The 22,873-nt window shown below is 76.2% G+C and carries 22 protein-coding genes and 3 pseudogenes; 13 read left to right on the forward strand and 12 right to left on the reverse strand.

What is annotated here, in order from left to right; genetic code table 11:
* Window positions 1–8 precede the first annotated feature (8 nt).
* Window positions 9–1,466, forward strand: a complete 1,458-nt coding sequence (locus tag MN205_RS15575) for a phytoene desaturase family protein (RefSeq protein ID WP_374115953.1) — start codon at window positions 9–11, stop codon at window positions 1,464–1,466.
* Window positions 1,467–1,578: 112 nt separating this feature from the next.
* Here the strand turns inward: MN205_RS15575 and MN205_RS15580 are convergent, their stop codons facing one another.
* Window positions 1,579–3,240 (reverse strand): cation acetate symporter, encoded by a 1,662-nt coding sequence (locus tag MN205_RS15580; RefSeq protein ID WP_242128890.1) that lies wholly within the window; start codon window positions 3,238–3,240, stop codon window positions 1,579–1,581.
* Window positions 3,237–3,602, reverse strand: coding sequence for a DUF485 domain-containing protein (locus MN205_RS22015; RefSeq protein ID WP_242128892.1), 366 nt, complete (start codon window positions 3,600–3,602; stop codon window positions 3,237–3,239). Before MN205_RS22015 ends, MN205_RS15580 begins: the two co-directional genes overlap by 4 nt.
* 235 nt (window positions 3,603–3,837) lie before the next feature.
* Here MN205_RS22015 and MN205_RS15590 point away from each other — a divergent pair, with 235 nt between their 5' ends.
* Both MN205_RS15590 and MN205_RS15595 read left to right on the forward strand, forming a co-directional pair.
* Complete coding sequence (locus tag MN205_RS15590; RefSeq protein WP_242128894.1) at window positions 3,838–5,007, forward strand: DUF563 domain-containing protein; 1,170 nt, start codon at window positions 3,838–3,840, stop codon at window positions 5,005–5,007.
* A gap of 60 nt (window positions 5,008–5,067) precedes the next feature.
* Window positions 5,068–5,985, forward strand: a complete 918-nt coding sequence (locus tag MN205_RS15595) for a diacylglycerol kinase family protein (protein WP_242128896.1) — start codon at window positions 5,068–5,070, stop codon at window positions 5,983–5,985.
* Between the two features lie 16 nt (window positions 5,986–6,001).
* Here the strand turns inward: MN205_RS15595 and MN205_RS15600 are convergent, their stop codons facing one another.
* Window positions 6,002–6,619: a hypothetical protein gene (locus MN205_RS15600; protein WP_242128898.1), complete on the reverse strand. Its 618-nt coding sequence runs from the start codon at window positions 6,617–6,619 to the stop codon at window positions 6,002–6,004.
* Window positions 6,620–6,722: 103 nt separating this feature from the next.
* On the opposite strand from MN205_RS15600, the gene MN205_RS15605 reads away from it, so the two are divergent.
* Window positions 6,723–7,226 (forward strand): OsmC family protein, encoded by a 504-nt coding sequence (locus MN205_RS15605; protein ID WP_242128900.1) that lies wholly within the window; start codon window positions 6,723–6,725, stop codon window positions 7,224–7,226.
* Between the two features lie 55 nt (window positions 7,227–7,281).
* On the opposite strand, the gene MN205_RS15610 is transcribed toward MN205_RS15605, so the two are convergent.
* Window positions 7,282–8,367, reverse strand: a complete 1,086-nt coding sequence (locus MN205_RS15610; RefSeq protein WP_242128902.1) for an aldose epimerase family protein — start codon at window positions 8,365–8,367, stop codon at window positions 7,282–7,284.
* Window positions 8,368–8,437: 70 nt separating this feature from the next.
* Window positions 8,438–9,157 (reverse strand): uracil-DNA glycosylase, encoded by a 720-nt coding sequence (locus MN205_RS15615; RefSeq protein WP_242128905.1) that lies wholly within the window; start codon window positions 9,155–9,157, stop codon window positions 8,438–8,440.
* A 116-nt stretch (window positions 9,158–9,273) separates the two neighbouring features.
* Here MN205_RS15615 and MN205_RS15620 point away from each other — a divergent pair, with 116 nt between their 5' ends.
* Both MN205_RS15620 and MN205_RS15625 read left to right on the forward strand, forming a co-directional pair.
* Window positions 9,274–9,570 carry a DUF3263 domain-containing protein gene (locus MN205_RS15620; protein WP_374115954.1) on the forward strand — a complete coding sequence of 99 codons (297 nt, stop codon included), beginning with the start codon at window positions 9,274–9,276 and terminating at the stop codon, window positions 9,568–9,570.
* Between the two features lie 412 nt (window positions 9,571–9,982).
* The gene (locus MN205_RS15625) at window positions 9,983–10,186 is read left to right on the forward strand and encodes a cold-shock protein (RefSeq protein ID WP_242129490.1); all 204 of its coding nucleotides are present in this window, start codon (window positions 9,983–9,985) and stop codon (window positions 10,184–10,186) included.
* Window positions 10,187–10,216: 30 nt separating this feature from the next.
* On the opposite strand, the pseudogene MN205_RS15630 reads toward MN205_RS15625, so the two are convergent.
* Window positions 10,217–10,774, reverse strand: a pseudogene (locus MN205_RS15630) (YceI family protein); the annotation flags it as partial.
* Window positions 10,775–11,132: 358 nt separating this feature from the next.
* Between MN205_RS15630 and groL the strand changes: the two are divergent.
* Both groL and MN205_RS15640 read left to right on the forward strand, forming a co-directional pair.
* Window positions 11,133–12,761 (forward strand): chaperonin GroEL, encoded by a 1,629-nt coding sequence (gene groL / locus MN205_RS15635; RefSeq protein WP_242128909.1) that lies wholly within the window; start codon window positions 11,133–11,135, stop codon window positions 12,759–12,761.
* Window positions 12,762–12,868: 107 nt separating this feature from the next.
* Complete coding sequence (locus tag MN205_RS15640; RefSeq protein WP_242128911.1) at window positions 12,869–14,155, forward strand: D-arabinono-1,4-lactone oxidase; 1,287 nt, start codon at window positions 12,869–12,871, stop codon at window positions 14,153–14,155.
* A 15-nt stretch (window positions 14,156–14,170) separates the two neighbouring features.
* Here the strand turns inward: MN205_RS15640 and MN205_RS15645 are convergent, their stop codons facing one another.
* The 3 genes and pseudogenes from MN205_RS15645 to cofC form a co-directional block, all read right to left on the reverse strand.
* Window positions 14,171–14,782 carry a suppressor of fused domain protein gene (locus MN205_RS15645; RefSeq protein ID WP_242128913.1) on the reverse strand — a complete coding sequence of 204 codons (612 nt, stop codon included), beginning with the start codon at window positions 14,780–14,782 and terminating at the stop codon, window positions 14,171–14,173.
* Between the two features lie 14 nt (window positions 14,783–14,796).
* Window positions 14,797–16,059 (reverse strand): annotated as a pseudogene (gene cofG / locus MN205_RS15650) (7,8-didemethyl-8-hydroxy-5-deazariboflavin synthase CofG); the annotation flags it as partial.
* A 52-nt stretch (window positions 16,060–16,111) separates the two neighbouring features.
* The gene (cofC, locus tag MN205_RS15655; protein ID WP_242128916.1) at window positions 16,112–16,747 is read right to left on the reverse strand and encodes a 2-phospho-L-lactate guanylyltransferase; all 636 of its coding nucleotides are present in this window, start codon (window positions 16,745–16,747) and stop codon (window positions 16,112–16,114) included.
* Window positions 16,748–16,770: 23 nt separating this feature from the next.
* On the opposite strand from cofC, the pseudogene MN205_RS15660 reads away from it, so the two are divergent.
* The 3 genes and pseudogenes from MN205_RS15660 to MN205_RS15670 form a co-directional block, all read left to right on the forward strand.
* Window positions 16,771–17,271 (forward strand): annotated as a pseudogene (locus MN205_RS15660) (molybdenum cofactor biosynthesis protein MoaE); the annotation flags it as partial.
* A 72-nt stretch (window positions 17,272–17,343) separates the two neighbouring features.
* Window positions 17,344–18,417 (forward strand): FO synthase, encoded by a 1,074-nt coding sequence (locus MN205_RS15665; protein WP_242128920.1) that lies wholly within the window; start codon window positions 17,344–17,346, stop codon window positions 18,415–18,417.
* A 92-nt stretch (window positions 18,418–18,509) separates the two neighbouring features.
* On the forward strand, window positions 18,510–19,928 hold the full coding sequence (locus MN205_RS15670; protein WP_374115955.1) for a flavin-containing monooxygenase: 1,419 nt from the start codon (window positions 18,510–18,512) through the stop codon (window positions 19,926–19,928).
* Window positions 19,929–19,953: 25 nt separating this feature from the next.
* Here the strand turns inward: MN205_RS15670 and MN205_RS15675 are convergent, their stop codons facing one another.
* A complete protein-coding gene (locus MN205_RS15675; RefSeq protein ID WP_242128924.1) occupies window positions 19,954–20,223 on the reverse strand; it encodes a MoaD/ThiS family protein in 270 nt (89 codons plus the stop codon).
* A gap of 3 nt (window positions 20,224–20,226) precedes the next feature.
* Window positions 20,227–21,294, reverse strand: a complete 1,068-nt coding sequence (moaA, locus tag MN205_RS15680) for a GTP 3',8-cyclase MoaA (RefSeq protein WP_374115956.1) — start codon at window positions 21,292–21,294, stop codon at window positions 20,227–20,229.
* A 207-nt stretch (window positions 21,295–21,501) separates the two neighbouring features.
* On the opposite strand from moaA, the gene MN205_RS15685 reads away from it, so the two are divergent.
* Window positions 21,502–21,657: a hypothetical protein gene (locus MN205_RS15685; RefSeq protein WP_242128928.1), complete on the forward strand. Its 156-nt coding sequence runs from the start codon at window positions 21,502–21,504 to the stop codon at window positions 21,655–21,657.
* Between the two features lie 78 nt (window positions 21,658–21,735).
* On the opposite strand, the gene MN205_RS15690 is transcribed toward MN205_RS15685, so the two are convergent.
* Window positions 21,736–22,026 carry a WXG100 family type VII secretion target gene (locus tag MN205_RS15690; protein WP_242128930.1) on the reverse strand — a complete coding sequence of 97 codons (291 nt, stop codon included), beginning with the start codon at window positions 22,024–22,026 and terminating at the stop codon, window positions 21,736–21,738.
* A 143-nt stretch (window positions 22,027–22,169) separates the two neighbouring features.
* Here MN205_RS15690 and MN205_RS15695 point away from each other — a divergent pair, with 143 nt between their 5' ends.
* On the forward strand, window positions 22,170–22,835 hold the full coding sequence (locus tag MN205_RS15695) for a DUF4031 domain-containing protein (RefSeq protein WP_242128932.1): 666 nt from the start codon (window positions 22,170–22,172) through the stop codon (window positions 22,833–22,835).
* Window positions 22,836–22,873: the final 38 nt, after the last annotated feature.

Here is a 22,873-nt window from a genome sequence, read left to right on the forward strand (position 1 = left end):
GCGGTGCGGTGATCGGCCGCGCCACGGTGGTGGGAGCCGGGCCCAACGGGCTGTCGGCCGCGGTCGTGCTCGCCCGGGCCGGCCTGGAGGTGACCGTCCTCGAAGCCCGCGGCGGGATCGGCGGTGGCGCCGCCAGCACCGACTTGCTCGGGGCCGGCGTGGTCACCGACGTCGGCTCCGCGGTGCACCCCTTCGGCGTGGCCAGCCCGCTGTTCACCGCGCTGCCGCTGGAGCGGCACGGCCTGCGCTGGCGCCACGGGCCGGTGGTGCTCGGGCACCCCCTCGACGACGGACCCGCCGCGCTGCTCACCGGTGACCTGGAGGGGACCGCGGCCGGGCTGGGGCGCGACGCCGCGGCCTGGCGGGCGGTGTTCGCGGGACCGGTGCGGCGCTGGGAGGCCCTCGTGCCGGACCTGCTCGGCCCGCTGCTGCGCGTGCCGTCCTCGCCGCTGGCGCTGGCGTCGTTCGGTCTGCGCGCGGCGTGGCCCGCGAGCGCCTTCTCCCGCGCCGTCTTCCGCGGGGAGCCGACCCGGGCGCTGTTCGCCGGGCTCGCCGCGCACGCGCTGCAGCCGCAGCACCACCCCCTCACCGCGGCGTTCGGGGTGCTGTTCGGGGCCGCGGGCCACGCCACCGGCTGGCCCGTCCCGGCAGGCGGCGCCGGCGCCGTGACCCGCGCCCTCGCCGCGGAGCTGGAGCACCACGGCGGGCGGGTCCTGACCGGGCACCCCGTCCGGGACCTGGGCGACCTCGCGGTGGCGGGGGAGGCGGACGTGACCCTGCTGGACCTCACGCCGCGGCAGTTGCTGGCCGTGGCAGGTGACGCGCTGCCCCCGGCGTACGCGAGCGCCCTGCGGCGCTGGCGCTACGGCCCGGCCGCCCACAAGGTCGACTACCTCCTGGACGGTCCCGTCCCCTGGCGGGACGAACGCCTCGCCGGGGCGGTGACGGTGCACCTGGGCGGGACGGCGGCCGAGATCGCCGCGGCCGAGGACGCCGTGGTGCGCGGGCGGCACCCCGACCGCCCCTTCGTGCTGCTCGCCCAGCAGGACGTCGCCGACCCCGGCCGCGCACCGGACGGGCAGCGCGTCGTGTGGGCCTACGCGCACACCCCGAACTCCTCGGACGACGCCTCGACCGCCGAGCGGGTCGACGCGCAGATCGAGCGGTTCGCGCCGGGCTTCCGCGACCGCGTCCTGCACCGGGTCGCCACGCCGCCGGCCGGCCTGGAGGCCGGCAACGCCAACCTCGTGGGTGGGGACGTCGGCGGCGGGGCGCTCACGATCCGCCAGCAGGTGTTCCGGCCCGTCGTGTCCGCGAACCCCTACGCCACCCCGCTCGACGGCGTGTTCCTGTGCTCGGCGGCCACGCCGCCCGGTGGTGGCGTGCACGGCATGTGCGGGTACCACGCGGCCCGGGCGGCGCTGGCGGACCTGGCGCGCCGCCGCCGCGAGCACCGTGCGCGCTGACGGCTCCGCGCCGCTCGCCCGCCGAGGGCGGGACCGCGGCGGACCCCGGCGCACCCCGGCGCACGACGAGCCGTGACCCGCTGGNCGGCTCGTCGCTGCCGGGTGGCGGCGATCAGTGCTGCACGGCCTTCTCCGCGCCCGCGCCCGTCAGGGAACGCACCTCCATCTCGGCGGCGCGCTTCTCGTTGCCGCTCTCGCGGCCGGTGACCGAGCCGAGCCAGCCGAGGAAGAACGCCAGCGGGATGGTCACCAGGCCGGGGTTCTCCAGGGGGAACCAGGAGAAGTCCACGCCCGTGTCGCGGATCATGGACAGGCTCACGCCGTTCTCGTCCACCTTGCCGGAGACGACGGGGGAGAACGCGATGAGCACCAGGCAGGAGATCAGCCCGCCGTAGGTGCTCCACAGTGCGCCGCGGGTGGTGAAGCGCCGCCAGAACAGCGAGTACAGGATGGTCGGCAGGTTCGCGCTGGCCGCCACCGCGAACGCCAGCGCCACCAGGAACGCCACGTTCTGCCCGTTGGCGAAGATGCCGCCGACGATGGCCACGGCGCCGATGACGACGACCGTCGCGCGGGCCACGCGGACCTCGCGCTCGGGGGAGACGTCGCCCTTCTTCAGGACGCTGGCGTAGATGTCGTGGGCGAAGGAGGCGCTGGCGGTGATCGCCAGGCCCGCGACGACCGCGAGGATGGTGGCGAACGCGACCGCGGCGATGACGCCCAGCAGGATCGTCCCGCCCAGCTCGTAGGCCAGCAGCGGGGCCGCGGAGTTCGCCCGGCCCGGTGCCGCCCGGATGACGTCCGGCCCGACGAGGGCGCCGGCGCCGTAGCCGATGACCAGGGTGAACAGGTAGAAGATCCCGATGATCCAGATCGCCCACACGACGCTCTTGCGGGCCTCCTGCGAGCTGGGCACCGTGTAGAAGCGCATCAGCACGTGCGGCAGGCCCGCGGTGCCCAGGACCAGCGCCAGCGACAGCGACAGGAAGTTCAGCTTGGAGATCTCGCTGCCGCCGTACTGCGCGCCGGGCCCCAGCAGCGTCTCGCCGGCTGAGCCGGGGGCCGAGACCGCCGCCCCGAGCAGGTCGGACAGGTTGAACCCGTAGCGGGCCAGCACCCAGACGGTCATCACGGCCGCACCCGCCACCAGCAGGCACGCCTTGATGATCTGCACCCAGGTGGTGCCCTTCATGCCGCCGATGAGGACGTAGAGGATCATCAGGGCGCCGACGACGGCGATGACGAGGTTCTGCCCGGCGCGCGAGTCGATGCCCAGCAGCAGCGCCACCAGGCCACCGGCGCCGGCCATCTGCGCCAGCAGGTAGAAGAACGACACCGCCAGGGTCGAGATGGCCGCGGCCGTGCGCACCGGCCGCTCGCGCAGCCGGAAGCTGAGGACGTCGGCCATCGTGAAGCGGCCGGTGTTGCGCAGCAGCTCGGCCACGAGCAGCAGGGCCACCAGCCACGCCACGAGGAACCCGATGGAGTACAGGAAGCCGTCGTAGCCGTACAGGGCGATGGCCCCGGCGATGCCCAGGAAGCTGGCCGCCGACAGGTAGTCCCCGGCGATGGCGACGCCGTTCTGGCCACCGGTGAACGAGCGGCCGCCGGCGTAGAAGTCCGCGGCGGTGCGGTTGTTGCGGCTGGCCCGCAGCACCACGGTCAGGGTCACGGCGACGAAGGCCACGAAGATGGCGATGTTGACCGCGGGGTTGCCGATGTCGGTGCTCGCGGCGCTGGCGGTGGGCAGCGCGGTGGTGAGGGAGGTGGTCACCGGGCGCCCCCCTCGACGCGGTGGCGCAGCTCCTCGGCGGCCGGGTCGAAGTGCCTGTTCGCCCACCGCACGTACGCGGTGGTGATGACGAACGTGGAGACGAACTGCCCCAGGCCGAACAGCAGGCCGATCGTGATGTTGCTGTCGCCCACCCGGGTGCTCATGAAGCCGGGCGCGTAGCCCGCCAGCAGGACGTACGTCGCGTACCACACCAGGAAGAACGCCGACAGGGGCAGGACGAAGCGGCGGAACCTCCGCCGCAGCGCCTGGAACTCGGGGGAGTCGAGCGCTTCCTCGTAGGGGGTGCGGCCCTCGCCCGCACCGGGCGGCGGGCCGCTCGATCCGTGGTCCGTCGTGCTCACCAGAACCTCCTCGTCCTCCCGGGGACCGTTCCCCGGGTCGTGAGGACGGTCACGGTAGTGGGGGCGGCTGCCGCCGCGCTCGCGCAACGCCGGGACCGTTCCCGGAAGGTCCGGGCACCCTTCCGGAAGCCGTCCGGGACCGGGGAGCGGGCGGGGACTGGCCTTGAGCTGGTTGAACGGACACCATGGCGCGGTGCGAGCGGGGAACACCGGGTGGCCGTACCTCCTGAGGCGGGTGGCAGGCCACCACGTGCGGGACCGGGTGCGCGAGCGGTGGCAGCACGCCAGCGGCCGGCGCGTCAGGCACCCGTCGACGACCACCGCCGAGCTCGCCGCCGAGGGGGTCGCCCGGCGGCTCGTCCTGCACCGCGCCACCGTGGCGCCCCTGCACCGCCCCGCGGACGTGCCGGGCCCCGTGTGGCGGCAGTGGCGGGCGACGCACACCGGCCACGTCGCCGAGCAGGTCGTCCTCGACCTCACCGGCGCCACCGTCGTCAGCGGCTTCGGGTGGGTCTTCGCCTCCGGGCGCCTCGTCGCGGACCTGTGGCAGGAGCGGGAGCACTCCGCCACGCGCATGGCCGCGCACGTGCGCCCGACCGGCCCCGCCGTGCACCTGACGGGCACCACCGCCTCCCTCCTGGCGCCCTGGGTGCGCAACTACTACCACTGGACGGTGCAGGGGGTGCCGCGCGTGAGCATGCTCGCCGCCGCGACCGACCTCTCGGGGATCGACCACTGGCTCGTCCCGCGGCTCGACCGCGGCTACCTCGGGGAGTGGCTCGACCACCTGGGCGTCCCGCGCGCCGCCCGCATCGAGGTCTCCGGCGTCGAGAGCCGCTTCACCACCGAGCGGCTGCTCGTCAGCTCCGTGCCGTCGGCGGGCTACGACGTCCCGCGCTGGGTCGTGCGCGACGTGCGCGAGCGGGCGCGGTCGCTGCAGCGCGCGGACGGCCCCGAGCTGCTGTTCGTCGACCGGCCGGACACCGGCCGGCGGCGGCTGCTCAACCGCGAGGAGGTGCTGCGCCTGGTGCGCGAGCGCGGTTTCACCGTGGTGGACCTCGACGAGGCGCACCTCGCCGACGAGGTGGCGCTGTTCTCGGCCGCCCGCGTCGTCGTCGGCGTCCACGGCGCCGGCCTCACCAACGCCGTCCACTGCGCGCCCGGCTCCCACCTGGTCGAGATCACGCCGGGGGGGCTGACGTACCCCACGTTCCACAAGCTGGCTGCGGTCGCCGGCCTGCACCACCACGTCCTGCGCGGCACCGAGCCCGCCCTGCCGCGACCGCTGGCCTTCCTCGACAACGAGGCCGACGTGGTCGCCGACGTCCCCGCCCTCGAGCGGCTGCTGGACCGGCTGGTCCCCCGCGCCGCCCCCAGCCGACCGTGCGGGGCGCGCGTGCTGTGAACACCCCGTGAGCGGGAGCCCACCGGGCACGCCGGGTACCCGCCCCGCGTTGCACCCGCCGTGGGAGAGCAGCAGCTGGAGCAGCCCGGTGGGGTCCTCGCCGTCGTCAACGCCACCGCGGGGACCGCGTGCGCACCCGCGGTCGAGGCGGCCGTCGGGGAGATGGGCAGGGACGCCGACGTCGAGCTGCGACCCACCCGCGACCTCGACGACCTGCGCGACGCCCTGCTGAGCGCGCAGGGCCGCCGGCTCGTCCTGTTCGGCGGCGACGGCAGCCTGCACGCCGCCCTGCAGCTGCTGTGGGACGCCGGCGCCACCCGCGAGGTCGGCCCCCTCGGCGTGGTGCCCCTCGGCACCGGCAACGACCTCGCCCGCTCCCTGCACCTGCCGCTGGACCCGGTGGCCGCCGCCCGGGTGGCCCTGCACGGCCGCCCGCGCGGCCTGGAGCTGCTCGTCGACGGCAGCGAGCGCATCACCGTCAACACCGTGCACGCCGGCATCGGCGCCTCCGCCACGGAGAAGGCCCGCCGCCTCAAGCGGCACCTGGGGGCCGGCGCCTACCCGGTCGGGGCCGTGTGGGCGGGCTTCAGCGCCGGGCGCGGCTTCCGGCTGCGCGTGGAGGTCGACGGCGAGGTCGTCACCCCCGGGGACCGGCCCGTGCTCGTCGTCGGCATCGGCATCGGCGGCACCATCGGCGGCGGTGCCCCGCTGGTGCCGGGGGCCGACCCCCACGACGGCGTCGCCGACGTCGTGGTCTCCGCCTCCACCGGGCCGCTGGCCCGCATCGGCTTCGCCGCCGGGCTGCGCCGCGGCGTGCACGTGGAGCGCCAGGACGTCGTCACCAGCGCCGGGAAGGTCGTGGAGATCACGGCGGTGGAGGGCACCTTCCGGCTCAACTCCGACGGCGAGGTCAGCGACCCGCAGCAGCACGAGCGCTTCGAGATGCTGCCGGACGTGTGGCAGGTCGTCTGCCCCTGAGCGCCCCGGGCGTCCCTCACCCGCGCGCCGCGGCCGCCGACGCGTCCAGCAGTTCCAGGTGGCCGCGCACCGCGTCGGCCAGGGCGTCGGCGCGCGCCAGCGGCGAGCCCGGGGACCAGCGGTGCGCGTCGTGGTCGGCGCTGGTGCGGCGCACCGCGGCCAGGCTCGCGGCCAGCTCCTGCTCCAGCCGCTGCGCCAGCTCGACCGGCGCGGGGGCCGGCGGGCGCAGGGCCCCACCCTCCCCGGCGCGCACGGCCGCCACCACGGCCTCGTCAGGCCCCTCGTCCAGGCTCCAGAACCGCACCGGCCGCACGACGGCGTGGTTCCACACCGGCTGCCCCGCGGGGCGGAAGACCAGCCGCACCGGCCGCTTGGCCAGGCCGGAGGCGGCCAGCCACTGCCCAGCGCCCGGCGGTGCGGTGCCCCACGCGCAGTCCTCGGCGGTCGCGTCGCACACCAGCGCCGCGCCCACCCCGCCGGCGTCGGGCACCTCGTCGGCCGCCGGTCCCAGCAGCGGTCCCCACAGCCACGCCTCCGTCACCCGCAGCCGCACGATGCCCGGCGGCTGGGCCGCGACGTGCCCGCAGCGCTCGGCCACCTGCTCCACGGTCCGCACCGCCGTCGCCCACTTCACCGGGCCAGTCTCCCCGCCCCGCCGGTGCACGCACCGCCGGGGCGGCGCGGGGGAGCGCCGTGCGGGTTGCCGCCGCCGTCGCGCGGGGGCCTAAGGTGCCCCGGTGGACGCGACCGAGCTGAGGGCCCTGCAGAAGCCGCTGAAGGACAGGTACCGCGAGGACCCCGCCGCCGCGGCCGTGCCCGCGCGGGCCGTGGCCGTGCTGGACGGGCAGTCCATCGGCGTCTCCGTCGACGGCTTCGCCGGCACCACCCGCGCCGGGCTGCACCCGGCCGCCGGCGGCGACGGCACCGAGGCGTGCTCCGCCGACATGCTCTGCGAGGCGGTGGCGGCCTGCGCCGGCGTGACGCTGCGCAGCGTGGCCACCGCGATGGGCGTGCAGCTGCGCGGCGCCAGCGTGACCGCCGAGGCCACGTGGGACGCCCGCGGCACCCTCGGGGTGGACCGCTCGGTGCCCGTCGGGATCACCGACGTGACCATCACCTTCGACTTCACCTCCGACGCCGACGAGGCCACCGAGGCGAAGATGGTCTCCCTCGCCGAGCGCTACTGCGTCATCGCCCAGACGCTGCAGGTGCCGCCGACGGTCACCGTCCGCCGCGCCTGAGCGCTCCGCGCCCTGCCCCGTCGCGCCCGGCCCCGCCGGGCCGGGCGCGACGGGCTCAGGCGCCGAAGGCGAACGTCGTGGTGGTGGTGAGCTCCGCGCCGGGCCGCAGCACCGCCTCGCCCAGCCCGCCGCCGGTGAACCCCGGCCGGTTGACCGCGTCCGGCAGCAGCTGCGTCTCCAGGCACAGCGCGTCGCCCTGCCGCACCTGGCGGCCCTCGCGGGTGCGCCACGCGCCGTCGAGGAAGTTGCCCGTGTACAGCTGCACGCCCGGCGCGTCGGTGCGCACCCGCAGTCGCCGGCCGCTGCGCGGCCCGGTCAGCTCGGCCACGACGCGCTCGCCGGTGCCCGCCCCGTCCAGCACCAGGCAGTGGTCGTAGCCGAGCGCGCGCAGCAGCTGCTCGTCGGGCTCGCGCAGCCGCTCGCCGAGGCGGGTGGGGGAGCGGAAGTCGAACGGCGTGCCGTCCACCTCCCGCAGCTCACCGGTGGGGATCAGCCGCTCGTCCACCGGCACGTACCGGGACGCGGCCAGGCGCAGCACGTGCTCCTCCACGGTGCCGGGGCCGTCGAGGTTGACGTAGGCGTGGTTGGTGAGGTTCACGGGCGTCGGCGCGGTCGTCGTGGCCCGGTAGTCCAGGCGCAGCCGCACCTCGCCGTCGCCCTCCGTCAGGGTGTAGGTGACCTGCGCCGTCAGCTCGCCGGGGAAGCCCATGTCGCCGTCGGGGCTGACCAGCGCCAGCCGCACCGCCGGTCCCTCGCCGCCGGTGACCTCCTCCGCCGCCCACACGCGCTGGTCGAAGCCCTCCGCGCCGCCGTGCAGGGCGTTCGGGCCGTCGTTGACCGGCACCCGGTGCTCGACGCCGTCGACGGTGAAGCGCCCGTCGCCGATCCGGTTGGCGACGCGGCCCACGACCGCGCCGGGGTAGCCCTCGGCGGCCTCGTAGGAGGCGACGTCCGGCAGGGCCACCACGACGTCGCCGAGCGTCCCGGTGGTGTCGGGCACCACGACGCGGTGCAGCGCCGCACCCCGGGTCAGGACGTGCGCGCTCGCCCCGGAGGGCAGGCGCAGCTCCCAGCGCTCCACGGGCTCGCCGCGGCGGGTGCGGCCGAAGGGGGAGCGGGTGACGGTGCCGGTGGCGGTCATGGTCGGCATCGTGCCGTGCCCGGTGCCCTGGCCGGCCACCGGGGCGCAGCGGGTCCGGTCGCGGGTCCGGCTACGGGTCCAGCCGCCAGTCGATGCCCTCGCCGCCGGCCTCGCGCAGCAGGGCGTCGACGCGGCTGAAGGGGCGCGAGCCGAAGAACCCGCGCCTGGCCGACAGCGGGCTGGGGTGCACGCCCGCCACGACGGGCACGTCGCCCAGCAGGGGCGTCACCGACTGCGCGTCGCGGCCCCACAGCAGCGCCACCAGCGGCCCACCGCGCTCGGCGAGGGCGCGCACCGCGGCGTCGGTGACCGCCTGCCAGCCCAGGCGCCGGTGCGAACCGGCGTCCCCGGCCCGCACGGTCAGCGCGCGGTTCAGCAGCAGCACCCCCGAGCGGGTCCACGCCGACAGGTCGCCGTGCTCGGGCGGCTGCACGCCGGTGTCCTCGCGCAGCTCGCGGTAGACGTTCACGAGGCTGCGCGGCAGGGGCCGCACGTGCGGCTCCACGGCGAACGACAGGCCGATCGGGTGACCGGGGGTGGGGTAGGGGTCCTGCCCGACGAGCAGCACCCGCACGTCGGCGAAGGGCTGCCGGAAGGCGCGCAGCACGTTCCCCGGGCTCGGCAGCCAGGGGCCGGGTTCGGCGGCCAGGCGCTGCGAGAGGGCCGACAGCTGCGGGCGCACCGGTGCCAGCGCGCGCGCCCAGCCGGCCTCGAGGTCGTCGATCCCCAGGCCGGCGGGGTCCGGGAGGGGGGCGTCGGCGGACTCGGTCGCGGCTGGCTCCTCGGGCACCCGCCGGACGCTAGCGCGCGGTGCCGGGCCCCGCGCGCCGCGAGGGGCCGGTGTCGGAGGCTCCTCCTACAGTGGGCGGCGTCGTGAGAGAGGGGCAGGTCGTGGACGGGTCGCAGGTGCAGGTCGGCGCGGCGGCGCGCGAGGAGGGCGCCGGGCGGGCGAACGGGCTCAGCCGCCGCGACGCCGAGGTCCTCGCGTTCGAGCGGCGCTGGTGGAAGTACGCCGGCGCCAAGGAGCAGGCGGTGCGCGAGCTGTTCGACCTGACGCCCACGCGCTACTACCAGGTGCTCAACGCCCTCATCGACACCCCCGAGGCGCTGGAGCACGACCCCATGCTGGTCAAGCGGTTGCGCCGGATGCGTTCCAGCCGCCAGCGCGCGCGTTCCGCGCGCCGCCTGGGCGTGCAGCCCTGAGCCGCGGGGGGCAGCGCCGGCCGCGGCAGCTGGCGGCGCGCAGGGGCGCGCACCGCACCCGCCGCGGGCCGGCCGGGCTGGTGCTGGTGGTGCTGGCCTGGGTGCTGGTGGCCGCGGTGGTGGTGGGCGGGGCCGTGGTGGCGGTGCGCCGGCTGCTCGACGGGCTGCTGAGCGGGGTGAGCGGGCTGCTCTGAGCCGCCTCGCGCGTCACGCTGATCAGCGTGGGTGAACCCTGCCCCAACGGCCCCCCCGCCCACTACCCTGAGCAGCGGTCGATCAGTTCGATGAGCACGTCCTCTCCGGGGCCGGCACGTCGGGCGTCGCCCACGGCCTCACCGCCGCGGGCAGCGTGAGACCCGTCCCCGGACGATGCCGGGGGCGTCCCGCTCGCTGCACCACCCAGGAGAAGGCAATGGCTCAGGGCACCGTGAAGTGGTTCAACGCCGAGAAGGGGTACGGCTTCATCACCGTCGACGACGGCGGCGCCGACGTCTTCGTGCACTACTCGTCGATCGCCGCCGACGGCTACCGCTCCCTCGAGGAGGGGCAGCGCGTCGAGTTCGAGATCGGGCAGGGGCAGAAGGGCCCGCAGGCCGAGAACGTCCACGGCCTCTGAGCCCTCCGGCGCCGGCACCGCGGACACCTCGAACTCCAGCAGGACGGTCTCCGACAGGAGCACCCCGCCGGTCTCCAGCGGCGCGTTCCAGACCACGCCCCAGTCGCGGCGGTCGATCTTCGTCGAGCCCTCGAAGCCGAGGCGCGTCGTGCCGAAGGGGTCCCTCGCCGCGCCGGTGTACTCGAAGTCCACGGAGACCGGCCGCGTCGTGCTCTTGATCGTCAGGTCCCCGGTGACGCGGTAGTCGGCGCCGCCCAGCGGTTGCACGTGCGTGGAGCGGAAGCCGATGCTCGGGTGCGCGGGGGCGTCGAAGAAGTCGTTGGTGCGCAGGTGCTCGTCGCGGTGCGGTTCCCGGGTGTCGATGCTCGCGACCTCGATGAGGACCTCCGCGCCCGAGGCCTCCGGCCGGGCGAAGTCGAGGTGGGCGCGTCCCTCGAAGCGGGTGAACTGCCCGCGCACCTTGGTGACCATCGCGTGGCGGGTGACGAAGCCGATGCGGCTGTGGGTGGGGTCCAGCAGGTACTCGCCCGACAGGTCGTCGGTGCGGCGCGTCTTGAGCGCCTGGATCCGCAGCGGCAGCTCGGACACGTCTCTCCTCAGGTCGTCCCCGGGGATGGGGCCGGGTGGTCGTGACCAGGGTCGCAGCGGTTCGCCAAGGCCACCAGACGCCGGACGGGTGAGCCTTCAACCACGGAGCGTTCCCGCCGACGCCTCCGCGGGAACGGAGCGCGGGGGTTTGCACTCGGAGGGGGAGAGTGCCAACATTGGCGCTGGCACTCTCGAGTCGAGAGTGACAGCACCAGCAGCACCTCGACCCGGGAGCGAAAGCTCCGGGCCGGACCGGTGAGGCCGGTCGCGCGGGGGACGTGACCCCGTCGTCGCCGGTCGTCCGTCGCGGGCACCGCTCCGGCCACCCACCGCCCGTCTTCTGGGAGGAACACCAGGCATGAGCAAGATCATCGCCTTCGACGAAGAGGCCCGTCGCGGTCTCGAGCGCGGGATGAACCAGCTCGCCGACGCTGTCAAGGTGACGCTCGGCCCCAAGGGCCGCAACGTCGTCCTGGAGAAGAAGTGGGGCGCCCCCACGATCACCAACGACGGTGTGAGCATCGCCAAGGAGATCGAGCTCGAGGACCCCTACGAGAAGATCGGCGCCGAGCTGGTCAAGGAGGTCGCGAAGAAGACGGACGACGTCGCCGGTGACGGCACGACGACCGCGACCGTCCTCGCCCAGGCGCTGGTGCGCGAGGGTCTGCGCAACGTGGCCGCCGGTGCGAACCCGATGGGCCTCAAGCGCGGCATCGAGAAGGCCGTCGAGGCCGTGACCGAGCAGCTGCTCGGCGCCGCCAAGGAGGTCACCACCAAGGAGCAGATCGCCGCGACCGCCGGCATCTCCGCCGGTGACGCCTCCATCGGCGAGCTCATCGCCGAGGCCCTCGACAAGGTGGGCAAGGAAGGCGTCATCACCGTCGAGGAGAGCCAGACCTTCGGCCTGGAGCTCGAGCTCACCGAGGGCATGCGCTTCGACAAGGGCTACATCTCCCCGTACTTCGTCACCGACGCGGAGCGTCAGGAGACCGAGCTCGAGGACCCGTACGTCCTCATCCTCAACTCCAAGATCTCCACGGTGAAGGACCTGCTCCCGCTGCTGGAGAAGGTCATGCAGTCCGGCAAGCCGCTGGTGATCATCGCCGAGGACGTCGAGGGCGAGGCCCTGGCGACCCTGGTCGTGAACAAGATCCGCGGCACCTTCAAGTCGGTCGCCGTCAAGGCCCCCGGCTTCGGCGACCGCCGCAAGGCCATGCTGGGCGACATCGCCATCCTCACCGGTGGCCAGGTCATCTCCGAGGAGGTCGGGCTCAAGCTCGACACCGCCGACCTCGACCTGCTGGGCCGCGCCCGCAAGGTCGTCGTCACCAAGGACGAGACCACCATCGTCGAGGGTGCGGGCGACGCCGACGCCATCGCCGGCCGCGTGGGCCAGATCCGCGCCGAGATCGAGCGCAGCGACTCCGACTACGACCGCGAGAAGCTCCAGGAGCGCCTCGCCAAGCTGGCCGGCGGCGTGGCCGTCATCAAGGCCGGCGCGGCGACCGAGGTCGAGCTCAAGGAGCGCAAGCACCGCATCGAGGACGCCGTGCGCAACGCGAAGGCGGCCGTCGAGGAGGGCATCGTCGCCGGTGGTGGCGTGGCCCTCATCCAGGCCGGCGTGCTGGCCTTCGAGAAGCTCGACCTCACCGGGGACGAGGCGACCGGCGCGAACATCGTCAAGGTCGCCGTCGAGGCCCCGCTGAAGCAGATCGCCATCAACGCCGGCCTCGAGGGCGGCGTCGTGGCGGAGAAGGTCCGCAACCTGCCCACCGGTCACGGCCTGAACGCCGCCACCGGCGAGTACGTGGACCTGCTCGAGGCGGGCATCAACGACCCGGTCAAGGTCACGCGCTCCGCGCTGCAGAACGCCGCGTCCATCGCGGGTCTGTTCCTGACCACCGAGGCCGTCATCGCCGACAAGCCGGAGAAGGCGGCCCCGGCCGCTGCCGGCGCCGACGGCGGCATGGGCGGCATGGACTTCTGAGTCCAGCCGCACCACCAGCACCACCCGCGAGGGCGGTCCTCCACCAGGGGGGCCGCCCTCGCGGCGTTCCCGGCCGGCACCGCCCGTGCATCGATTACCGTGCGCGGGTGACCAGCCCGACGACGTCGTCCGCCCGCACCCTCGTACCCGGCCTGAACTGGGCGGGGAACCACCGCTACGCCGCCGCCCGCCTGCACCGGCCGCGCAGCGTGGAGCAGCTCCGGGAACTCGTCGCCGGTTCACGGCGCCTGCGGGCCCTGGGCACCCGGCACTGCTTCAACGACGTCGCCGACTCCCCGGGCGACCTGGTGACCCTGAGGGACCTGCCGGCCGGCGTGGACGTCGACGGTGACCGTGCGGTGGTGCGCGTCGGGGCCGGCACCAGCTACGGCGTGCTCGCCCAGCGGCTGCACGAGGCCGGCTGGGCGTTGCGCACCATGGCGTCCCTGCCGCACATCAGCGTCGCCGGCGCGGTGGCCACCGCCACCCACGGCTCCGGCGACCGCACGCAGAACCTCGCCGCCGACGTGCGGGCGCTGGAGCTCGTCGGTGCCGACGGCGGGCTGCGCCGCGTCGAGCGCGGCGAGGAGGAGTTCGCCGGCAGCGTCGTGGCCGTCGGTGCGCTCGGCGTCGTCACCGCCCTCGAGCTGGACGTGGTGCCCACGTACGAGGTGCGCCAGGACGTGTACTCCGGGTTGTCGTTCGCCGCGTTCACGGAGAACTTCGACGCCGTCACCTCCGCGGCGTACAGCGTCAGCGTCTACACCACCTGGGTGGGCGAGGACACCGCCCAGGTGTGGCTGAAGACGCGCCTGGCGGACTCCGCCGCAGCGCCCGCGGAGCTGTTCGGGGCGCGGCCCGCGAGCGAGCCCCTGCACCCGCTGCCGGAGGTGGACGTGCGCAACGCCACCGAGCAGCTCGGCGTGCCCGGTCCCTGGCACGAGCGCCTGCCGCACTTCCGGTTCAGCTTCCAGCCCAGCAACGGCGAGGAGCTGCAGGCGGAGTACTTCGTGGAGCGCACCCGCGCCCTCGCCGCGATCGAGGCGCTGCGCGGCCTGGGGCCGTCGATCGCCCCGCTGCTGCACATGTGCGAGGTGCGCACCGTGGCCGCCGACGACCTGTGGCTGTCCTCGACGTTCGAGCGCGACGCGGTGGCGTTCCACTTCACCTTCAAGCAGCGCCAGCCCGAGGTCATCGCGGCCCTGGTCCGCATCGAGGAGGCGCTGCTGCCGCTGGGTGCGCGCCCGCACTGGGGCAAGCTGTTCGCGGCCGGTGCCGACGCGCTGGCCGGGCTCTACCCGCGCTTCGCCGACGCCCGCGCGCTCGTCGCCCGCCGCGACCCGGACGGCACGTTCGCCAACGCGTTCACCGACCGGATCGGGCTGACCGGCTGAGACCCCGGCCCGGCCTCAGCCGAGTCCGACGGGCGGGCGGGCCGGGTCGGCGACGGCGATCTCCGCCGCGGCGAACCGGTCCTCCAGCGCCTCCAGGCCCCGCTCGTCCAGGAACGCGCGCTCGGCCTCGTGGATCGGCACCGCCTGCAGCCAGCGCACCTGCACCGCCTCGTCGAGCCGGTAGCGCGCAAGCCGGGGGAACAGCCCCGGTGCGGTGAGCAGCAGGTGCTCGGCGGGCGTGCCGAACAGCTCCCCGGCGACGCCGGGGAACACGGTGCCCGCCTGCACCGGCCACGCCTCGGCGACCGCGGTGAACGCCGAGGCGACCAGCAGCGCGGCGGCGTCGGCGGCGTCCACCCCGGTCAGCACCGTCACCAGCTCCACCCGCTCGTCGTGGCGGTCGGCGCCGGAACCGACGAGGTTCACCCAGCGGTGCATCGACAGCGTGGAGACCGACACGTGCCCCGGGCGCGGGACGTCGCGCACCGTCAGCACGTCCAGCCAGCGCCGGCCGGTGCTGTCGGAGAACTCGGAGAACTCCGGCGCCACGTCCCGGCCCAGCTCACGGGCCGCGAACCGGGCCATGCGCACCTCCGCGTCGGAGGGGGGAGCGGGTTCCGCGCTCACCGGGCCACCCCCGCCCCCACCGGCCGGGCGGACTCCACGGCCAGCCCCGTGGCGGGGTCGGCCAGCGCCGCCAGCGGTGCGTGCAGACCCGGGTCGATCCACGCGGCGCCGCCACCCAGGGCGTCGAGCACGAACCGCGGGTGCGCCGTCAGGCGCTCCGCCAGGCGGAACCCCGCACCGCGCGTGGTGGCCGCCAGGTCGTCCAGCTGCGGCCAGGGCCGTTCGGGGTTCACGTGGTCCGGTGTCAGCGGGGAGACCCCGCCCCAGTCGTCCACGCCCGCGGCCAGCAGCTGCTCGCGCTGACCGGGGTCCGACAGGTTCGGCGGCGCCTGCAGCGACACCCCCGGCCCCAGGAGCAACCGCGCCACCGCGATCGCCGCCAGGTACTCCTCGTGGCCCAGGTCGTCGGCGCCGCGCATCGCGGTGTCGTCCTTGGCGCGGAAGTTCTGCACGATCACCTCCTGCACGCCGTCGTGCTCGGCGGCGACGTCGCGGATCGCCAGCAGCGAGTCGACCCGCTCCGCCGGGGTCTCGCCGATCCCGACGAGGATCCCCGTGGTGAACGGCACCCGCGCCCGGCCGGCGTCGTGCAGCACGCGCAGGCGCAGCGCGGGGTCCTTGTCGGGGGAGCCGTAGTGCACCTGGCCCGGTTCGCTCCACAGCCGCGTCGCGGTGGTCTCCAGCATCATCCCCATCGAGGGCGCCACCGCTCGCGAGGAGCGCAGCGCCTCGAACGTCATGACCCCGGGGTTCAGGTGCGGCAGCAGGCCCGTCTCGTCCAGCACCCGCCGCGCCAGGTGCTGCACGTACTCCAGCGTGGTGGTGAAACCCCGCTCGTCCAGCCAGCGGCGCGCCGCCGCCCAGCGGTCCTCGGGGGCGTCGCCCAGGGTGAACAGGGCCTCCTTGCACCCGGCGGCGGCGCCGGAGCGGGCGATCGCCAGCACCTCCTCCGCCTCCAGGTATGCCGCCGGCAACCGCCCCGGGACCGTGGCGAACGTGCAGTAGTGGCAGCGGTCGCGGCACAGCCGCGTCACCGGCACGAACACCTTGCGCGAGTAGGTGACCACCCCGGGACGGCCGGCGCGCTCCATCGCCGCGTCCCGCACGGGCGCCGCCAGCTCGCACAGGGCGGCCAGGTCCGTGCCGCGCGCGTGCAGCAGCGCCTCGGCGGACGCGCGGTCCAGCTCCCCGGCGCGGGCGGCGGCCAGGGCGGCGCGCACGCGCCCCGGCTCCGGCTCGGGGCAGGGCGGCGCCGCGCGCCGGCGCGGGGCGGGCAACGAGGTGCTGGTCACGGGGTCCTCCGCGTCTTCGGGGGCCGGGGAAGGTCGTTCACGGGGTGCAGGACGCGCTGAGCGCGGTCCGGCCCAGGGCGGCGGCCGTGCGCGGCCCCACGCCCAGGGCGGCGGCCCGGCGCAGCGCGTCCAGGGTGTCGACGTCGCGGCGCAGGCCCGGCAGGGGGGCCGTCAGCTCCCGCGCCCCGGCGGCGCGGTGGGCGGCGGCCGAGCCGGGGCCGAAGCGGTGCGGCGGCGGCCCGTCGCGGCGAGCGACGAGGACGCTGCCGTCGCCGTCGGCGTCGGCCACCAGCACCGGGCCGCGGTGGTGCTCGGCCTCGGCCAGGGCGGCACCGAGGTCCTCCGGGCGAAGGGCGGGCAGGTCGGCGACGAGCACGGCGGTGGGACCGGTCGGCAGGGCCGCCAGCCCGGCGTCCACGGCGCGGGCCAGGCCCGGACCCCCCGCGGGCACGGCCCGTGCCCCCAGCTCGCCGGCCGCCGCCCGCACCGCCTCGTCGTCGCTGACGCACAGCACCCGCCCGACCGCGGCGCAGCGCAGCGCGGCGTCCACGCAGTCCAGGGCCATCGCCGTCGCCAGGGCCAGGCGCGGTCCCGGCGGCAGGGCCAGCCGCGTCTTGGCGTCGCCGCCGCCCTTGACGGGCACGACGACCCGCCAGGTCCCGGAGTCCACCACGCGGCGAGTCTCCCCCACGGCGCGGTGCGCCGCGCCCGCGGCCCCGCGCCTACGCTGGCCCCGTGGCGACCGCACCCGACACCTCCCGGCTCGACGCGCCCGCCCGGCGGGTGGCGCGGGCCGTGGTCACCGAGGACGTCCTGGACGTCGCCGAGCACGCCGCCCTCGTCGAGGTGCCCGCCGCCGGCGCCGTCGTGACGTTCGCCGGGGTCGTGCGCGACCACGACGGCGGCCGCGGCGTGGGCGACCTGCGCTACGTGGGCCACCCCGGCGCCGGCGACGTGCTGGCCCGGGTCGTCGCGGAGGTGGCCGGGGGTTCGGACGTGGACGCGGTGGCCGTCAGCCACCGCCTCGGCGACCTGGCGATCGGGGAGGTCGCGCTGGCCGTGGCGGTCTCCGCCGCGCACCGCGCCGAGGCGTTCGCCGCCTGCGCCCGGCTGGTCGACGAGGTGAAGGCCCAGTTGCCGGTGTGGAAGCACCAGCGGTTCAGCGACGGCACCTCCGAGTGGGTCGACTGCCCCTGACCCGCCGTCCCCGACCCGCCGCCCCCCACCCGCAGGGGGTGCCGCCGGCCCCCGGCGGGTTAGCCTCGCGCCGTGCCCCCCGCCGACCTCCGCGCCGCGCTGCGCACCGCGGCCTCCGACCCCGACCGGCTGAGCGACGCGCAGGCCGAGGCTCTGCTGGGCGCCGACGGCGGCGCCCTGGCGGAGCTGTGCGCCACCGCCGACGCGCTGCGCGCCCGGCGGGCCGGGGACGAGGTCACCTACGTCGTCAACCGCAACCTCGACGTCGAGCGGGTGGGTGCCGGCACCCCGGCGGCCCGCGCGCGGGTGCGCGAGCTGGCCGCCGAGGCGCAGCGCCTGGGCGCCACCGAGGTGTGCGCGCAGGGCCCGCTGCCGCCCGGCGCGCCCGCCGACGGCTACCTGGACCTCGTGCGCGACGTCGCCGCCGGCGCCCCGGGGATCCACCTGCACGCCTTCCGGCCGCCCGAGGTCGCCGACGCCGCCGCCCGCCGCGGCAGCAGCCCGCGAGAGTTCCTCGAGGCCGCGCGCGAGGCGGGCCTGGGCTCGGTGCCGGGCACCGCCGCGCGGATCCTCGACGACGGCGTGCGCGAGCGCCTGGCCGGGGGCCCCGACCTGCCCGTGGCCCGGTGGGTGGAGCTGGTCACCACCGCCCACGAGGTGGGCCTGACGTCGACGGCCACGATGGTCCACGGGCACGTGGAGAGCCCCGCCCAGCAGGTGGCGCACCTGCGGCTGCTGGCCTCGATCGCCGAGCGCACCGGCGGTTTCACCGAGTTCATCCCCATGCCGTTCGTCCCGCCGCCGGGCGCGGCGCTGCCGGCGGGCTGCCGGCCCGGCCCGGACGCGCGGGAGGTGCGGGCCGTCACCGCGGTGGCGCGGCTGCTGCTGGCGGGGCGGATCGACCACGTGCAGGCGCCGTGGCCGAAGCTGGACGAGGCGCTGGTGCGGCAGCTGCTGGCCGGGGGAGCGGACGACCTCGGTGGGCTCCTCGTCGACGGCGAGCTGGACCCCGCCGCCGGGCAGGAGCAGGGGCTGACGAGGACCCGCACCGACGTGGAGCGCACCGCTGCCGCGCTGGGGCGGGGCGTGCGCCGCCGCACCACCCGCTACGGCGAGGTGGCGGACGCGCGGCCCACCCCGGCGTGAGCGCCGCGCGGGCGGGACGGGGACCCGCCGGTGCCGGGCCCGCCGGTGCCGGGGACGTCGGTGGTGGGGACGCCGAGGAGGTCGACGTCGTCGTGGTGGGTGCCGGGTTCGCCGGCATCGGGGCCGCGGTGCGCCTGGCGCGGCGGGGCCGGGAGTCCTTCGTGGTCCTCGAGCGCGCCGGTGACGTCGGCGGGACCTGGCGCGAGAACACCTACCCCGGAGTGGCGTGCGACGTGCCCGCCCACCTGTACTCGTTCTCCTTCGCGCCCAACCCGTCGTGGTCGCAGGTGTTCGCGCCCGGTGCGGAGATCCACGCCTACCTGCGCGGCGTGGCCGCCGAGGTCGCCGACCGGGTGCGGTTGCGCACGGAGGTCCGCTCGGCGCGCTGGGACACCACCGCCGGCCGCTGGGAGGTGGGCACGAGCGCGGGCCGGTTCCGCGCCCGGGTGCTGGTGCTGGCCGCCGGCCGGCTCACCGAGCCGCGCCCGCCGGACGTGGCGGGGCTCGACTCCTTCGACGGGCCGGTGGTGCACTCCGCGCGCTGGCGCGAGGACGCCGGCTGGGACGGCGCGCGCGTCGGCGTGGTCGGCGCCGGGGCCAGCGCCGTGCAGGTCGTCCCCGAGCTGGCGGGGCGGGCCGGGCACCTGACGGTGTTCGCACGCAGCGCCCCCTGGGTGGTGCCGCGCGGGGACCGGCCCTACTCCCCGGCCGAGCGGGCCGCCTTCGCCGCCGACCCGGGCGCGGTGCAGCGGTTGCGCGAGGAGGTCTTCGAGCGGATGGAGACCGGCATCGCGGCCCGGCACCGTGAACCGGGGGAGCTGGCGCGGCTGCGCGAGCGCGCGCTGGCGCACCTGGCCGCGCAGGTGCCGGACCAGGCGCTGCGGGCAGCGCTCACCCCGGACTACGAGGTGGGGTGCAAGCGGGTGCTGCTCTCGGACGACTTCTACCCGGCGCTGCAGCGGCCCGGGGTGCGGTGGGTGCCCTCGGCGCTGCGGCGCCTGGAGGGCCGCACGGCGGTGGCCGCCGACGGCACCCGCGCCGAGCTGGACGCCCTGGTGCTGGCGACGGGGTTCGCCACCACGTCCCAGCCGTACGCCGAGCTCGTCACCGGCCGGCGCGGGACCCTGGCCGCCGCGTGGTCGGCGGGGATGGTCTCGCACGCCTCCACGGTGGTCCACGGCTTCCCGAACATGTTCGTGCTGGACGGCCCGAACGCCACGCTGGGGCACAACTCCGCCGTCCACGTCATCGAGAGCCAGCTCGGCTACCTGCTCGGCGCGCTGGACCACCTGGCCGGCACGCCCGGGCCGCTGGAGGTCACCGCCGAGGCCCAGCGGCGCTACACGCGCCGGCTGGACGAGGCGGCGGCGGACACGGTGTGGCTGCGCGGCGGCTGCTCCAACTGGTACGTGGACCCGCGCAGCGGGCGGCTGACGCTGCTGTGGCCGGACACCGCCACGGCGTTCCGCGAGCGCAACGGCACCTTCGACCCGGCGCCGTTCGCGACCTGAGCCGTCCGTCCGGGTGGTGGCCGGTTCAGCCGCCGGCGAAGGGGGGCAGCACGTCGAGCACGGCCCCAGCGGGCAGGAGGTCGGCGCGGTCGGCGGCCACGCCGTCGAGCAGGAAGCTGCACGCGGCCAGCACGCGGGTCAGGTCGGTGCCGCGGGCGGTGCCCACCGCCGCGACGAGGTCGCCGACGGTGGCGCCGGCCGGCAGGGCGACGCTCTCCTCCTCCACGCCGGCCGCCGCGGCGGCCCCGGCGAAGTAGCGCACGCCGACGGTGGTGCCGGTCGTCTGCTGGGTCACCGCTCAGCCTCCGATCGAGCTCATGGGACGGGTGGGGTGCAGGAAGGCGGGGTCGTCGATGTCGTGGCCGGGCAGCTTGCCCCACATCGCGGCCCGCCAGGTCACGGCGAGCTCGTCGTCGCCCGCGCCGGCGCGCATCGCGTCGCGCAGGTCGGTCTCGGTGGTGGAGAACAGGCAGGTGCGCACCTGCCCGTCGGCGGTCAGGCGGGTGCGGTCGCAGTCCCCGCAGAAGGGGCGGGTGACCGAGGCGATGACCCCGACGTCGCCGGTGCGCCCGTCGTCGTCGGTGACGTCCCACGTCTCGGCGGGGGCGGAGCCGCGGGCGGAGCCGGGGCGGGGGGTCAGCTCGAACTCGGCCTGCAGGGCGGTGAGGATCTCGTCGGCGGTCACCATGTCGCTGCGCTGCCAGGTGCCGTGCGGGTCCAGCGGCATCTGCTCGATGAAGCGCAGCCGGTACCCCTCCCGCAGCGCCCAGCGCAGCAGGGCGGGGGCCTCGTCGTCGTTGGTGCCGCGCAGCAGCACCGCGTTGACCTTGACGGGGGCCAGGCCGGCGTCGGCGGCCGCGCGGGCACCGGCCAGCACGTCGGCGTGGCGGTCGCGGCGGGTGATGGAGGCGAAGCGCGCGGGGTCGAGGGTGTCGAGCGAGACGTTGACGCGGTCCAGGCCGGCGGCGGCCAGGGCGCCGGCGCGCCGCGCCAGCCCGATGCCGTTGGTGGTCAGGGAGGTGCGCACGCGCTCGCCGGCGGGGGTGCGCAGCGCGGAGGTGGCGGCGACGACGTCCTCCAGGCCCTTGCGCAGCAGGGGCTCGCCGCCGGTGAAGCGGACCTCGTGCACGCCCAGTTCGCGCACGGCGAGACCGACCAGCCGGACCACCTCGGCGTCGTCCAGCAGCGCCGGTCGCTCCAGCCAGGGCAGGCCCTCGGGAGGCATGCAGTAGTGGCAGCGCAGGTTGCAGCGGTCCGTCAGGGACACGCGCAGGTCGCGGGCGGTCCGCCCGTGCCGGTCGCGCAGCGGACCGCTGCGGAACCGCTCGTCGGCGGTGTCGACGGACCGAGGGCCCGGCGGCCGCACGGCGGGCAACCCGAGGTCCACGCTCGTCACGGCTCCACCCTAGGCGGCTGTTCCGGCCGGGGCGTGCTCCCACCCCACTGCGGGGACTCTCTGTAACGCACTGGTCACGATCTGATCCGTGGCGCGATTTCGACTCGGTCGTGGCTGGCTTTCAGCCGATAGGAGGCGTACCGTCAAGGTGAACGAAAGATGAACGGGAGGTGCCACATGAACGACATCCAGGCCAAGAAGGTGGGGACTTCCCGCGGCCCGAAGGCTCAGTGGGTGACGGTGCGCGACGCGAAGGGTCGCCCCCACCTCGAGATGCGGTGGAACGTGTCGAGCGCGACGTCGCGCCCGGCGCCCCTGCACCGCGCCGCCTGAGGATCACCGCCGCCGGATGATCCACGACGCGGGGCCGGNCCGGCCCCGCGTCGCGTCCCGAACCGAGTCAGAACCGAGTCAGCCGGCGAACATGCGCGCGTTGGCCGCCTCCACGTCCGCGTACTGACGGCCCGCCTGCGCCAGGGCGCGCTGGATCTCCTCCAGGGAGGCCCGCACCCGGTCCTGCGTGCCGCGCCACTGCGCGCTCAGCGCCTGGAACCCCGCTGCCGCCTGCCCCTTCCAGCACGACTCCAGGTCCAGCAGGTGGCGCATCATGCCGTCCACCTCACCCGCCAGGGCGGCCGCGGAAGCGGACACGGCGGCGCTCGCCTGCTCCACGCGCGCGCTGTCGACCTCGAACCTGCTCATGGGATCCTCCTCCGCGCGGGTCACCCGCGCCGCGTGGGGGAGAGCCGTCCCTCCCCGCCGGGAACCCCGACGCTAGGCGGCACGAGGAGCCCCGTGCCGAGGTCGTCCACAGCCGCGTCCCCTCCCGCCCGCACCGGGCGCCGGTGGACACCGCGACGCACCTGCCGGGCCGAGGACCGGGGGCGGGCCCCGCGGTGAGCGTGCTCGTCGACCCGCCCCGCTACCCCGCCCACGGTCGCTGGTGGGCGCACCTGGCCAGCGACTCCTCGCTGGAGGAGCTGCACGCCTTCGCCGCCGCCCTCGACGTGCCGCGCGGCGCCTTCGAGGGCGACCACTACGACGTGCCCGCCGAGCTCGTCGAGCGGGCCGTCGCCCGCGGTGCCGAGCCCGTCGCCACCCGTGAGCTGCTGCGCCGCGTGCGCGCGGCCGGGTTGCGCACCCCCAAGCGGCGCGGGGAGAAGGTCCTCGGCACCGCCGTCGTCGCGGGCGCCCGCGTGGACGTCGTGCGCGCCGCGCGCGTGCCGGCGCCGCACGGCACCCACGGGCTGCTCGTGGTGACCGGGGACGCGGTCCTCCTGGCGCCCGACGGCCGGCTGCCCCCCGCGGCGGAGCCGGGGCAGCGGCCCGTGCTCGGGTTCCGCCGCACCTGGCGGCGCGCCGGCGGGCGCACCGCCGTCGTGCACGACGGCCTGCTGCTGCCCGCCGACGGCGATCGACCGGCGACCGGGGTGCGTGCCGTGCCGCTGGACGACCCCGCCGTCGCGACCGCCTGGTGGTGGCCCCTGGTGCGAGCGCACCCGCGCGCCTGAGCGGACCCGGGGTGTGCGGGTGCGCACCCGCACACCCC

Origin of the sequence: Kineococcus sp. TRM81007, assembly GCF_022669155.1 — a bacterium.
Lineage (GTDB): Bacteria > Actinomycetota > Actinomycetes > Actinomycetales > Kineococcaceae > Kineococcus.